This window comes from Sphaerospermopsis torques-reginae ITEP-024 (assembly GCF_019598945.1).
In the GTDB taxonomy this organism is placed as follows: Bacteria; Cyanobacteriota; Cyanobacteriia; order Cyanobacteriales; family Nostocaceae; genus Sphaerospermopsis.
On the sequence record NZ_CP080598.1, the window covers coordinates 3,128,361 to 3,142,888 of the forward strand.

Sequence of the window (14,528 nt, forward strand, 5' to 3'; positions counted from 1 at the left end):
TTTGTAACTAAGTAACCTGCAATTTGCTGTATATTCCAGTCTGGGTTCATGGTATCTGGGGTGTAGGGTGTAAAGTGTAGTTAATAAATTTTGCTGAATAAAATCATAGGTATAACAGCATGAAATATAAGCAACATCAAGCTTTTTATGAAACATCAAAAAATAGTTTACCTATCTTTAAGTGGCTATTGACTTTGGTGCTGGTTTTATGTTTAAGTAGTTGTGCTGATAAAGCTAGTGGAAAAAATGTATCTATTAATAATCAAAAACCAGTTGCTGAAATTGCCCAAGTTGCTCGTAACTTTTCAGAAGCTGCTCCTCCAGAGCTAATACAAGAACTACGAGGAGATTTGGAAAGTTATCAACCACAAGTAACAATACTTACGCCTACAGCAGATGAGATCATTGAAGATAATACTGTTACAGTCAGTTTTCAGGTTAAGGACTTACAAATTTTTAAAGATCCCGAATGGCAACTAGGACCACATCTGCACGTAATTCTTGACAATCAACCTTATATAGCTGTTTATGACTTAAATAAGCCTTTAGTTTTCTCAGACTTGTCCGCAGGTACTCATACTTTGCGTGTATTTGCGTCTCGTCCTTGGCATGAAAGCTTTAAAAATGAAGGTGCTTATGCCCAAACCACATTTCACGTCTTTACGAAAACGGACGATAACAACCCTGACCCTAATTTACCTCTTCTCACCTATAGTCGTCCTAATGGTAGTTATGGTGCAGAACCAATTATGTTGGATTTTTACCTAACTAACGCGCCTTTGCATCTTATGGCTGAAGATCATCCTGAAGACACATTGAGCGATTGGCGTATTCGTTGCACAATTAATGGTGAAAGTTTTATTTTTGACCGCTGGCAAACAGTCTACCTCAAAGGGTTTAAACCTGGTAAAAACTGGGTAGAACTAGAATTTCTCGATAACCAAGGCAACCCAGTAAAAAATGTCTTTAATAGTACAGTAAGAGTGATTAATTACCAACCGGGTGGTAAAGATACTCTCTCAAAAATGGTAAGAGGGGAACTCACGGCTGATGAAGTGCGTGGTATTGTAGACTCAAATTACATCATTGAGATTCCTGTTACTGAACCTACACCTACTGTAACGCCCAAAGTCGAAATAACACCACCTCAACCACAGGTAGAACCCAATAGGGAAAAACCAACAGTTCCAGAAATTGAAGTTTCTCCTATTCCTCAACCCAAAGTAGAACCCAAAGTAGAAACAACTCCTATTCCAGAAATTGAAGTTTCTCCTACTCCTCAACCCAAAGTAGAACCTAAAAAAGTAGAAACAACTCCTACTCCCAAAATTGAAGTTTCTCCTACTCCTGAACCTCAACTACAACCCAAGACAGAAAAACCAGCAGTTCCAGAAATTGAAGTTTCTCCTATTCCTGAACCCAAGGTAGAACCCAAAGTAGAAAAAACCCCCATTCCCAAAGTTGAAGTTTCTCCCACATCTCAACCCAAGGTAGAACCCAAAGTAGAAAAACCTGTAGTTCCAGAAATTGAAATTCGTAAAACACCCGCTGACTCATTAGAAACAGAGGAGTTGAAACCAGAAACAACAGAAAAAACAGGATTAAACAGATTAAGTGACTATTTCAAGAATAGAAACTCAATTAAACCCGAAGAAAACAATTAACTAAAAATACTCAGTTGCAAATTTTGGGATAAAGTTTCCATCAAGGTCAGACCAGCTACAGAATTGCCTATACTATCTAAAGCGGGACTGTAGCTGGCGATCGCCCCTTGACCTGGTACTATTGTGATCAATGCTCCACTAATACCCGATTTTATGGGTAAACCAATTTTGACTGCATATTGGGGAGAAGCTTCATATAGTCCACAAGTTAACATTACAGCGTTAACAATTTGGCGATGTTGGGAACTTATGAAACTGCTTGCACAAGCTAGGAGTTTTCCTAATTTCGCTAAATCTTCCACCGTGCCAGAAATACAGCATATTTGTTCATAAGTGTCAAGAGCCAATTCAATATTTTCAATGTGTTGAGTTTGGTAGAGATATTGAGCGATCGCCACATTTATCTGAGAACGAGTAGCACGCACAGAAGCCAACATTTCTAAATCTAAATATAGTTGACTACCTGCTAATTTATTCAACCACTGACAAAACAACTGAGTGCGATGATTTCCATTTTTACCTGGTAACTTATCAGCTAAAGTAATAGCACCACTATTAATCATCGGGTTGCGGGGTTTTCCACTATCAGTCATTAACTGTTCTAAAGAATTAAAAGGCATTGCTGAAGGTTCAACACCAACCCAGTTTAAAACATTTTCCGTTCCTAAATGTTCCAACAGATATAGGAAAGAAAAAGGTTTAATAACACTCATCAAAGGAAATATACAAGCGTTATCTCCCAAAGTGTAATTTTCTCCTGACTGACAGCAGATATGAACAGCAAACCAATAAGGGTTAGCTACAGATAAAATGGGGATGCGTTGAATAACACTTCCTTGTGCTGCTAGGGTTTTCGCTTGTTGAACCCAGAGAGATAAATGATTTATATTGATGTCTTCGAGTTTACCCAAAACCTTGATATTAGCCTAAATTTAAAATATACAATTTTCGATTGTATCACTTTTAACAGTCCATGCAAAAAACATAAACCTGAAAACCTAGACAAAATCTAACTCGTTTAATGATAAATTATGAATTATAAATTATAAATTATAAATTATAAATTAGTATGACTCCTTGTGTTAGAGCGCCAGAATTACCAGAAAATTACCCTTGGTTAAATACAGATAAACCCTTATCTCTAAAAGCACTCAAGGGTAAAATAATTATTTTAGAATTTTGGACATACTGCTGTATTAACTGTCTGCACATATTACCAGAATTAAAATATTTAGAACGTCAATATCAAGATAGTCTAACAGTTATTGGTGTTCACTCTGGGAAATTTGACAACGAGAAAGAAATTGAAAATGTTCGTCAAGCAATATTGCGTTATGACATTGAACACCCGATTTTAGTTGATAGTGATTTTCGCGTTTGGGAACATTATACTATCAAAGCTTGGCCTACTTTAATTATTATTGATCCTCAAGGATATATAAGAGGACAATTTTCCGGTGAAGGACATTTAACAACTATTGAAAATCTGATAATTCAGCTTTTACAGGAAAATCAAAATCATTTCAATTTCCAAAGATTAGAATTTACTTTGGAAAAACAAGATCAACAATTTACACCTTTGGCTTTTCCTGGTGAGGTAAAGAAAATTGAATTTTTGGGTTTATGTGCGCCTGGTGCGTGTTTTAGAGAGTGAGACTTTTAAAAACGCAGATCAAAATCATCAAAATAGATGATTAAAAAAAAGTAATATTATGATATAATTATATTTTTATAATTATCTCTGTGTCCTCTGTGCCTCTGCGATTAGTTAAAAAGATGAAAAATCAAACATTTAACACCCAAGAATACATCAAACAAACTTCCTTATTGCTAAAACTAAAAATTAATCAAGAATATGAACCAGGAGTTATAAAAAACTTTGAAAGCATCACAACCATAGCAGAAATAATAAATAATTTTCCCTTACCAGAAGAAATTGAAATATCCCCCATATTTGAACCATGAATGACGCTGTAAACATAGCTGAAAATATCTTATCTGGTAAAATTAGCGCCATCGAAGTTACTCAAACAGCGTTAGCAAAAATTGCTGCTAGAAACCTGGAATTAAACTGTTTTACCGAAATTACCACAGAAACAGCTTTAAAAGATGCGGCAAATATTGACCAAGAAATTGCTAAAGGTAAAAATCCTGGTATATTAGCTGGTGTACCTTTTGCTGTAAAAAATTTATTTGATGTTGCTGGTTTAACAACTTTAGCAGGGGCAAAAATTAACGCCGAAAATTCACCCGCTACCCAAGATGCAACTGCTATTACTAGGTTGAAAAAAGCAGGTGCGGTGTTAGTGGGTGCGTTGAATATGGATGAATATGCTTATGGGTTTGTTACTGAAAACGCCCATTATGGTACTACTTATAACCCCTATGACTTACAACGAATAGCGGGAGGTTCTTCTGGTGGTTCTGCTGCTGCGGTTGCTGGGGGTTTAGTTCCTTTTTCTTTAGGTTCAGATACGAATGGTTCTATTCGTGTTCCTGCGGCTTTATGTGGTATTTTGGGTTTTAAACCTACTTATGGCAGGTTATGCCGTGCAGGTGTAAAATTATTTTCTAGCAGTTTAGATCATATCGGACATTTTGCAACTTCTGTGAGAGATATTGCGACAATATTTGATGTTTTACAAGGTGAAGATGAGCAAGATCCGGTTTGTACAAAACGTCCTATTGATTTATGTTTACCACAAATAAATAATGATATTTCTGGGATTAAAATTGCGATCGCAGATGATTATTTTACCCAAAAAGCAGAACCAGCAGCTTTAGCAGCAGTAGCAAAAGTTGCTCATGCTTTAAATGTGACTGAATATGTCACAATACCAGAAGCGGAAATAGCTCGTGCTGCGGCGTTTGTAATTACAGCTTGTGAAGGTGCAAATCTGCATTTAGAAAAATTAAAATCCCGTCCGCAAGATTTTGATCCAGCAACGCGAGATAGATTTTTAGCTGGTGCTTTAATTCCTAATTCCTGGTATATCCAAGCTCAACGTTTTAGAAGATGGTATAGAGATCAAGTGAGGGCAATATTTGAAAATGTAGATATAATTATTGCCCCAACAACTCCAATTCCTGCCCCATTAATTGGACAAAAAACGATGATTTTAGATGGTGAAGAAATTATTGTCCGTCCACATTTAGGGCTGTTTACTCAACCATTGTCTTTTATTGGTTTACCGGTTTTATCAGTACCAATTAAGGAGAAAAATTCTCTACCTTTAGGAGTACAATTAATAGCTGCACCCTATAATGAAGCTTTAATTTTACGAGTTGCGGCATTTTTGGAAGCACAGGGTATTATTTCTGGTGGGTTACGTTCCTAATATCAAAGCAAAAAGGCTGAAATATCAACAATAATAACTAATTGCTCATTGATGAAAAGTCATGAAATCATAAGTACCCCTTCTTTTGCTTCTGCATAGGATAAGATTTTTATATTGAGAAATTTCAAAATCGCGTTACAATCATTAAAGCTTAAATTAGTTAATTAGCTGATTCAGCTTTTAGCTAACTCCAACCATCTATCTATTCCCAAACTTGGGAAATTATATGTTACAGCTAGTAATTACTGTTTTTGTACTGCTTTTAGGTTCAGCATTGTGTTCTGCTACAGAAACGGCGCTGTTATCTGTTCCAACATTGAGAGTTCGACAATTAGCGGAATTTAAAAAACCCGCCGCAGTTGCACTTCTAGCGATTCGTGAAAACATGAATCGGCCTATTGCCACAATAGTAATCCTCAATAATATTTTCAATATTATTGGAAGTATTATCACAGGTAATATTGCAACTCAAGTATTAGGAAATAGGTGGCTTGGTGTATTTTCGGGAATATTAACTTTTCTGATTATTATTTTTGGAGAAATTATACCCAAGACAATTGGTGAGAGATATTCTGAACAAATTGCTATACTCACAGCCATACCTGTAACGGGAATTTCTCTGGCTTTTACACCCTTAGTTTGGATTTTAGAAAATGTCACTGCACCTTTTTCTCAAGGGATAAAAAGACCAACAACCAACGAAGCAGAAATCAAATTATTAGCAAATATTGGTCAACAAGAAGGTATAATCCAAAGTGATGAAGCAGAAATGATTCAGAGGGTGTTCAGATTAAATGATGTGACAGCATCTGATTTAATGACACCCCAGATCATGATGACATATATACGTGGTAATGTTACCTTGGAAGAGGCTAAAGCAGATATTATTGCTTCCCAACATACCCGAATTATTGTTATTGATGAATCTATTGATCAAGTGATGGGATTTGCTTTAAAACAGAGTTTACTTACAGCAATGGTGGAAGGAAGTGGTGAACAAAAAATTGCTGATTTAGCTAGAAAAGTGCGCTTTGTTCCTGAGATCATTCGTGCTGACAAACTGCTCAAAAATTTTATAGAATCCCATGAACATCTAGCAGTGGTAGTAGATGAATATGGATGTGTTGCTGGTGTGATTACTTTGGAAGATGTGCTAGAGGTAATAACTGGTGAAATTGTAGATGAGACTGATAAAACCGTCGATTTACAAGAAATTGCTAGGAAGAAACGAGCAAAAATGTTGCAGTCTATCAATACTCTTTATGTTAAGGAAAAACCTGATAACTATGATCTAAAAATAGGAAACACAAATTAATTTAAAATTCAAAATTTTTGCAAATAGGCTACGTGAACAAATTTAACATCCAGGAATTAAACATTTGCCATTTTCCCGTAGGTTGGGTTGAACGAAGTGAAACCCAAATTAAACTCAACGTATTTGTTGGGTTTCGTTCCATTGCTTCGCAACGCTAACGCGAACAACCCAACCTACAAATCAAGATATTTTTGATTTTGACGAAGGTATTGATCCTTGAACTCCTTTATCCTCACGACAAGACTTTTTCAGCAAGCCCCAATTAGCATTTGTTCACTAAATTGAAGAGATGAGATTGAAAACCAACTCATCTCTTCAAAAGTCAAAGACTATGAAATCAGCAAAAGTCAATTAGCGAATAAATCTAAATCTGTAACTGCGCCGACACTACTAGAGGCTACGAGTTTGGCATATTTAGCTAACACACCTTTAGTATAGCGGGGTGGACGGGGTTGCCAGTTGGCACGACGACGGGCTAATTCTTCATCAGATACATTGATCTGTAATAACCGCGCATTAGCGTCAATGGTGATGCTATCACCTTCTTCTACCAAAGCGATATTACCACCAACTGCGGCTTCTGGGGCAACGTGACCAACTACCATCCCGTAAGTACCACCAGAAAAACGCCCATCGGTGATTAAACCCACGGAGTCGCCTAAACCTGCACCAATAATAGCAGAGGTGGGAGCGAGCATTTCCCGCATTCCTGGTCCGCCTTTTGGTCCTTCGTAACGGACAATTACCACATCCCCAGCTTTGATTTTCCCTGCTAAAATGGCATCTAAACAAGATTCTTCTGATTCAAATACTCTCGCAGGTCCTGTGATAGCAGGTTTTTTCACCCCGGTAATTTTGGCAACTGCACCTTCAGTAGCAAGGTTGCCTTTGAGAATGGCTAGGTGTCCTTGAGCATACATGGGGTTATGCCAAGGACGAATCACATCTTGATCTGGTGATGGTTCGTCAGGGATATCTGCTAAAACTTCGGCTACAGTTTGTCCTGAGATGGTGAGACAATCACCATGTAACAGGCCATGAACTAAGAGCATTTTCATGACTTGGGGAATACCACCGGCTTTGTGTAAGTCTGTGGCTACATATCTACCACTGGGTTTTAAGTCACAGATGACAGGAACACGGCCGCGAATGGTTTCAAAGTCGTCTAATGTCAGTTCTACACCTGCGGCACGGGCGATCGCCAGAAAATGTAAAACTGCATTGGTAGAACCACCCACAGCCATAATTACAGAAATGGCGTTTTCTATAGATTTACGGGTGATAATTTGCCGGGGTAATATTTGCTTACGGATAGCTTCTACTAAAACGGCTGCTGATTTGGCGGTACTTTCGGCTTTTTCTTCATCTTCTGCCGCCATTGTGGAGGAATAGGGTATACTCATGCCCATTGCTTCAAAGGCTGAGGACATGGTGTTAGCTGTAAACATTCCTCCGCAAGAACCAGCACCGGGACAAGCGTTACGTTCTACTGCTAAAAGTTCTTCTTCGTTAATTTTACCGGCGCTGTGTTGACCTACAGCTTCAAAAGAACTGACAACGGTTAAGTCTTGACCGTCATATTTTCCGGGTTTGATTGTGCCACCATATACAAATATGGCGGGGATGTTCATGCGTGCCATTGCCAACATAGCACCGGGCATATTTTTATCACAACCACCAATGGCCAGCACACCGTCCATACTTTGCCCACTACAAGCGGTTTCGATAGAATCGGCGATGACTTCCCGTGAAACTAGGGAATATTTCATCCCTTCTGTTCCCATTGAAATACCATCACTGATGGTAATAGTACCGAAAATCTGGGGCATTGCACCCGCTTCTCTGACACCAATTTCTGCTCTTTGGGCGAGTTTGTTAATCCCCATATTACATGGGGTGATGGTGCTGTAACCATTGGCAATACCGACAATGGCTTTGTTAAAATCTTCATCTTGGAAACCAACTGCCCGTAACATAGCCCGGTTAGGCGATCGCTGCACCCCTTGAGTAACTACTTTACTTCTTAAATTTTCTGCCATTTTTATTGATTCCTTCTGTACCATGATCGCTATGATGGCGATTTTTGTAGGTTTTGTAGGTTTTGTAGGTTTTGTAGATTTTGTAGATATTTATTCTCTCAAAAAGTGGTCATTGGTTATTAGTTTCTTAGTTATTGATTTATTAATGATTGGCTTATTAGTCATTGGTGATTATTTATGTATCAAATAAGTAGTCGTGTAAAATAAATTTTATAGTTAAATTTTATAGTTAAATTTTATAGTTAAATTTTATAGTTAAATCTTATAGTTAAATCTTATAGTTAGGACAGAGAACAGGGAATGGGCAATAGGTAAGGAATACAGACATTTTGTTTTCACTCAGTTTGCACTCAATAGACATCTGGTGGTAATTCAATGTGCATAACCTGAAACCCTTGTAGAGACGTTAGGTTTTTGTAGATTATTAGTTTCATTTTATACTTTTTGAAAGACCTCTTACATAAAAAATAAAAAATAAAAAATATACAAAAAAATATACAAAAAAATATACTTCTTATCAAAACAGTGTCACAACTATTATCGTATAATTAGATTCAAATATATATAGTGTTATCGAAGTAATCTGTGTGGGAGTAGTATACATAGGCGATCGCGCAACAGGCAAGACTCACTTAGCACTAGAGTTAGCCAACCCCGATGGTGAATATGTCAAAGTTAGTAATCTCGATTATGACAATCTGAGATTATCATTGCTGGATGAAAACTACCAAGGCAAGCCCACGGATGCAGTAGCACCATACAAACGTAACTTAAATATGAATGTGCGATTACCATCTGGAAACAAGCAGGTTTTAGTAGATTGGGTTGATACAGGGGGCGAGGTATGGCGGAGAAGTTGGCAAAAAGATAATTCTGATCGGTGGATTCAATTTTTAGATCCTATTCGCAACAGTGAAGGACTATTACTCATTCTTCCACCCCATCGGGGGATGAGTTTTCAAACTGGTGTGGATGTAGAACAGTTTCCCACACAAAAACAATGGTGTAATCGTTTTGAAAGATGGGTAACATTTTTTCATCAACAATGTCCAAAAGTCAGACATTTGGCTATTTGTATCAACAAAGCTGATTTATTTTGTGATTTATCCACAGAAGGGGCAAAACTACAGGGGAAACGCATCTAAATCTTATTGACAAAATACCGTTTTAATGTATAGACCAATAAATCCCTATTTATCGTTTGATTGATTTTTTCAGGATCATGGTGATGGACTAAAATATTGTCAATAAGTGGTCGTTAATGCGAATATTTTGGTCGTTATTGAGATTGAATCGCCCTTATTGATAAGATGCGTTTCCCCTGATTTAGAAGATGAATATTATCCAGAAGCAGAAATCATCACCAACACATCAAATCAAAAACTACTACTATTAACCTACCTTCCCCACGAAAATCAAACCTTAGAAACTTGGTTACAAACCGAACATACCTTAGAAGAATCATTATTAATTACCAGCCAAATCTGTCAATTATTCCGCTATTTACATCAAAGACAATGGTGTATTATTAATATAATGCCCCAATTTATGCAAATAGGAAAACCTATCGAATTTTTTGATTTAACTAGCGCCTATCCTGTAGGTGAAAATCTCAATAGTGGCTTAATGGGGAACTATTGCGCCCCCGAATTAGCATACTGTAAATATCCTATTCAAGAAACAATGAGTAGTTATACAGTAGCCGCATTATTATATCATATAATTCACCATCAAAACCTACCTAACGATCCAACTATAGAAATACAAATTAATCCTATTCCTCACCTGTATCAAATCCTAAAAATTTGCCTATCTCCCATCCCCGAAGAAAGATTTACATTAGAACAACTATTAAAAATATTAGTTAGCACCCGTCAAGAAATTAGCACCCCGGATATTAATTGGGAAATAGCCAGTTTGTCTACCGTAGGATTATCAATAAATCGGCTACAAAATGAAGATAACTATGGGATTAAACAACAGAAAAACAGTAATCAAGAAACTATTATTTTAGGTGCGATCGCCGATGGTATGGGGGGAATGTCCCAAGGAGAATTAGCCAGTAAATTAGCAATTCAAACTATATTAGAAACACCCATACCTCCAACAAATCAAACCAAAGAACAATATCAAGAATGGTTAAAATCCTTATTTATCCAAGCTAATGAAACAGTATCTAACCAAGTTAAAGAAGGAGGAACAACCCTCAGCGTAATTTTTGCCATATCCCAACAATTGATCATCAGTCATGTAGGTGATAGTCGTATTTATTTACTACGTCAAGGAGAAATAAAACAACTCAGTCAAGATCATTCTCTCGTTGCCATATTATTAGCTAGTGGACAAATTACAGCAGACGAAATTTCCACACATCCAGATAGAAACGTCCTCACAAAATCCATCGGCGGAAAACGCAGATTAAGCGATGATTACGTTCAAGATTTAAGACAAACAACCTCAGAATTAACGATGAAATTAATAAATCAAGATATCATTTTACTATGTTCTGATGGTGTTTGGGACTTAGTTTCTCAAACTGAACTAGCGGAAAATTTCACCAATCAATCAAACCTACAAACAGCCGTCAATGTTACTATTAACCAAGTCTTAGAACGAGGTGCATTTGATAATGCCACTCTGTTAGCATTACGATGTTTAGTTAGTTATTTTTAGTTATTTTTAGTTATTTTTAGTTATTTTTTAATCACCTATTACCCATTACCTATCACCCATTACCCATTACCCATTACCATCTATGCAATGTCCCACCTGTCTCACCGATAACTTAGATCATGCCATGAGTTGTATTGCTTGCGGTACACCTTTAACCCCCCATTCCCCTACATCAAATCTGCATTTAACCCCAGGAACATTAATTGGCAATGGCAGATATAGAATAGAAAACATCTTAGGACAAGGTGGGTTTGGTATTACTTATGCGGCAACATATCTACAAAACTCCGCCAAAGTTGCCATCAAAGAACTATGGCCAGAAAATGCCGCCAGACAAGGTAATACAGTTTTGTGGCCAATGTCAATCACTCCCGTACAGCGTCAACAACAACTGCAAAAATTCCAAATAGAAGCCAACTATTTACAAAAATGTGTACATCCAAATATCGCTAAAATTTATGAATATTTCCTAGAAAATAACACTGCATACATGATCATGGAATTACTGGTTGGTAAATCCTTAGATCAGATATTAGCAACAGAAGGAATATTAGCAGAAAATCGAGTTAAACATTATTTTCTGCAAATTGCTGACGCTTTAAAAGTAATTCACAGTCATAATTTATTACATCGAGATATCAAACCGGAAAATATTATCATTGTAGATCCAGATCAAGCCGTATTAATTGACTTTGGTGCAGCTAGAGAATTTATTGCCAATCAAACTGGAGATATGACTAGAATCTTAACACCGGGATATGCACCCTATGAACAATATATTCAAAAAAGTAAACGTTTCCCCGGTACTGATTTTTACGCTTTATGTGCATCAATGTATGAATTACTAACAGGAAAATTACCAACCGAAGCCACAGAAAGAGCTAGTGCATTTTTACAAAACAGTGCGTTAAATACATTAAATACATTAAATACATTAGTAGATCCATTAATTCCACCGCGACAACTTCGCCCTAATTTAAGTCCTTTAATAGAAAAAGTCATATTAACAGGAATGCAATTTAGAATAGAAGATAGATTTCAAACTGCTGATGAATTAATAGCAGCCCTCAAAGGTAAATTTATTTCTCCCCAGCATCAAAGGGCTAAAGAATTAGTGAAACAAGGTAAATTAAATGATGCAGCCCAAGCATATCAAAAATATTTATCAGTTGAACCAGAAAACGGAGAAGCAGCGATAGAACTAGCATTATTACAAATACATATTGATGAACAACAAGCAGAAATAGCCGCCCAAAATGCTATTAAATTACAAGCAAATGATGGCAGAGGATATGGAGTTTTAGGATTGATTAATTGCCGTCAAAATAATTGGCAAGAAGCAGTTAAAAATTTACAAATAGCTGTTAATTTATCTCCTAATGAAACTTGGATACAAGCTAATTATGCTTGGGCATTAGCTAAGTCTGGTAATTTAGCAGCAGCCGAAAAAATAATAAATCAAGTATTACAAATACAGCCAAATTGTACTTTTGCTTTAAGTTTACAATCATGGATATATGTACAGCAACAACAATGGAAGTTAGCTATTCGTACCGCTACACAAGCAATATTTAAACTAAATAATCAATTACAAAATCAGCTAAATCATCATGAAAAGCAATTACAAACTAACTTACAAAATAGTTTATATAGTTATCTAATTCTTGCTTTAGAAAAAGCCGTTGTTACTAAACAAGCTAATGACGTAGAGAGAAGAATTGCCGAATTTATTCAGCAATCTCCTAATAGTAGCATAGCTTGGGGTTTCAAAGGTTGGAAACAAGCAAAGCAATATTTATGGCAAGATGCACTGATCAGTTTTGAAAAAGCTACTCATCAAACATCTATTCCTGGTTGGGTATTACTTAATTATGCCATTACTCAAGAGAACTTAAAGAATTATCAAAATGCTATTCAAATATATGAAAATTATTTACAAACATTTCCCATTATAGCCTTTCCTTGTTTTCGTCTTGGTACTTTATACGCCCAAATAGGAGTATGGGATCAGGCTAAATTATATTTAGAAAAAGCCATTAAATATAATGCTAATTTGCAGAAGCATATCATAATTTAGGTTGGGTCTTACTAAATATTAAAAATCAAGATGGACAAATAGAAAATAGCCGAGAAATGTTATCTGCTTATAGTCAAGCTATCAAATTATATGCCTTATCTGCAAGATTGCAACTATCCGCAGATATTAAACAGGCATTTCAATTAATAGGTGTGAATATAGGTGTTAATATTTAGGTGTGAATAGTTAGGCTTTAATTAATAAATATTAGGCTAGGGACAATTCATGAATTGTCCCTACAAGGATTTTAAGTTATGCACATTTCCAGATCATTACTCCTAAAAAGGTAAAAATTGCAATAATACAGATCCCAGACTACCAACAAAATCCATAAAACTGGGTTTACCCTTGCTGATATTTTCTGTATAGGGTGTTTTCAGTTCCAGAATAAAAGCTTGTGCTGTTTGTAAACCTTCGGTATTTTTCTGCTCTTCAAACAGTTTTGCGGCGATTTGGGCATCTTCTAAGGCGCTTTTTCTGTCTAAGTTTTGGTAACTAGCTACACCACGGGATAAATAAGCACCTGCGTAGTCTGGTTTGAGAGCGATCGCTTGACTAAAATAATCAATAGCTGGTTTGAGATTACCTTTTTCTGCTGCTGCTACACCCCAAGCATAAAAGTCTTCTGGTTTAGCTATTTGTGCAGGTATGCCTACAGCACCTTGAAAGTTAGTACCGCTAAGGTTTGCATTTGTCAATTCTACATTCATTAAGTAGCTATTTCTCAAATCTGTACCAGTTAAATTTGCGCCATTGAGTTTAGCATCAGCCAAGTTTGCGCCAAATAAACTCGCACCAGTTAAGTTTGCGCCCCGCAAGTCTGCACCACTCAAATTAGCACGACTCAAGTTAGCACCTGCAAGATTCGCACCGCTTAAATTCGCTCCTGATAAGTCAGCCATCACTAACCCAGCATTGCGGAGGTTGCAGTTAGAGCATTTATTGGTTGCTAATAACTGTCTTATTTCTTCATTGTTGAAAGCTTGGGCGGTTACTGGTAAGCTGATGGTAAGTAAAAATGCTGCTGTGGCAATAATTTGGTTTTTCATAATCAGTGTTACAAGAGTAAAAATTCAAAAGTCAGTAGTCAGAATACTGATAAAATATTGAACCCAATTTAACATACTGGGAATAGAGAGTAGGGAAGAAAGCAAGTTAAAATTTTGCTCTACCTACTTGCTCTACCTACTCTGATACGGGAAAGACAACCCCACCCCTACTGACTCCTGATTACTGATTTGAATTTCTGTCTTTTGCATCCAATTCTTTATTTTTGTAACGTTGAGTTAACAGAAAAACAGTATGGTTATGTGAGGGAGTTTGCGCCACTTCTTTTTTAGCATTAGACCAACCGATATCTGCAAATAGGCTGACGCTAAATGTTAGGATGGATGCTAATAATAGTTTTTCTAGCATAAGCGT

The 14,528-nt window shown here is 36.6% G+C and carries 12 protein-coding genes and 1 pseudogene; 9 read left to right on the forward strand and 4 right to left on the reverse strand.

The window, feature by feature from the left end:
• The first annotated feature begins 119 nt into the window (after positions 1–119).
• Positions 120–1,664: a hypothetical protein gene (locus K2F26_RS14560; RefSeq protein ID WP_246605370.1), complete on the forward strand. Its 1,545-nt coding sequence runs from the start codon at positions 120–122 to the stop codon at positions 1,662–1,664.
• Here the strand turns inward: K2F26_RS14560 and glsA are convergent.
• Positions 1,661–2,575, reverse strand: a complete 915-nt coding sequence (gene glsA / locus K2F26_RS14565) for a glutaminase A (protein ID WP_220608400.1) — start codon at positions 2,573–2,575, stop codon at positions 1,661–1,663. The two genes, K2F26_RS14560 and glsA, sit on opposite strands and share 4 nt — an antisense overlap.
• A 158-nt stretch (positions 2,576–2,733) precedes the next feature.
• On the opposite strand from glsA, the pseudogene K2F26_RS14570 reads away from it, so the two are divergent.
• The 4 genes and pseudogenes from K2F26_RS14570 to K2F26_RS14585 all read left to right on the forward strand — a co-directional run.
• A pseudogene (locus K2F26_RS14570) lies at positions 2,734–3,264 on the forward strand (thioredoxin family protein); the annotation flags it as partial.
• A gap of 176 nt (positions 3,265–3,440) precedes the next feature.
• A complete protein-coding gene (locus K2F26_RS14575) occupies positions 3,441–3,629 on the forward strand; it encodes a DUF4089 domain-containing protein (protein WP_194056623.1) in 189 nt (62 codons plus the stop codon).
• On the forward strand, positions 3,626–5,002 hold the full coding sequence (locus K2F26_RS14580) for an AtzE family amidohydrolase (RefSeq protein ID WP_220608402.1): 1,377 nt from the start codon (positions 3,626–3,628) through the stop codon (positions 5,000–5,002). Before K2F26_RS14575 ends, K2F26_RS14580 begins: the two co-directional genes overlap by 4 nt.
• 226 nt (positions 5,003–5,228) lie before the next feature.
• A complete protein-coding gene (locus tag K2F26_RS14585) occupies positions 5,229–6,317 on the forward strand; it encodes a hemolysin family protein (RefSeq protein WP_220608403.1) in 1,089 nt (362 codons plus the stop codon).
• A gap of 347 nt (positions 6,318–6,664) precedes the next feature.
• Here K2F26_RS14585 and ilvD read toward each other — a convergent pair whose 3' ends face one another.
• Positions 6,665–8,356, reverse strand: coding sequence for a dihydroxy-acid dehydratase (gene ilvD, locus K2F26_RS14590; RefSeq protein WP_220608404.1), 1,692 nt, complete (start codon positions 8,354–8,356; stop codon positions 6,665–6,667).
• A 22-nt stretch (positions 8,357–8,378) separates the two neighbouring features.
• Between ilvD and K2F26_RS14595 the strand changes: the two genes are divergently transcribed.
• The 4 genes from K2F26_RS14595 to K2F26_RS14610 all read left to right on the forward strand — a co-directional run bounded on the left by K2F26_RS14595 (position 8,379) and on the right by K2F26_RS14610 (position 13,106).
• On the forward strand, positions 8,379–8,546 hold the full coding sequence (locus tag K2F26_RS14595; protein ID WP_220608405.1) for a hypothetical protein: 168 nt from the start codon (positions 8,379–8,381) through the stop codon (positions 8,544–8,546).
• A gap of 397 nt (positions 8,547–8,943) precedes the next feature.
• Entirely contained in the window at positions 8,944–9,501 is a 558-nt protein-coding gene (locus tag K2F26_RS14600; protein ID WP_246605371.1) for a hypothetical protein, read from the forward strand.
• 157 nt (positions 9,502–9,658) lie between these two features.
• Positions 9,659–11,029, forward strand: coding sequence for a PP2C family protein-serine/threonine phosphatase (locus tag K2F26_RS14605; protein WP_246605372.1), 1,371 nt, complete (start codon positions 9,659–9,661; stop codon positions 11,027–11,029).
• An 82-nt stretch (positions 11,030–11,111) separates the two neighbouring features.
• The gene (locus K2F26_RS14610) at positions 11,112–13,106 is read left to right on the forward strand and encodes a protein kinase domain-containing protein (protein WP_246605373.1); all 1,995 of its coding nucleotides are present in this window, start codon (positions 11,112–11,114) and stop codon (positions 13,104–13,106) included.
• 278 nt (positions 13,107–13,384) lie between these two features.
• Here K2F26_RS14610 and K2F26_RS14615 read toward each other — a convergent pair whose 3' ends face one another.
• Both K2F26_RS14615 and K2F26_RS14620 read right to left on the reverse strand, forming a co-directional pair.
• A complete protein-coding gene (locus tag K2F26_RS14615) occupies positions 13,385–14,155 on the reverse strand; it encodes a pentapeptide repeat-containing protein (RefSeq protein ID WP_194052811.1) in 771 nt (256 codons plus the stop codon).
• Between the two features lie 181 nt (positions 14,156–14,336).
• The gene (locus K2F26_RS14620; protein ID WP_220608407.1) at positions 14,337–14,522 is read right to left on the reverse strand and encodes a QAALIT motif small membrane protein; all 186 of its coding nucleotides are present in this window, start codon (positions 14,520–14,522) and stop codon (positions 14,337–14,339) included.
• Positions 14,523–14,528 lie beyond the last annotated feature (6 nt).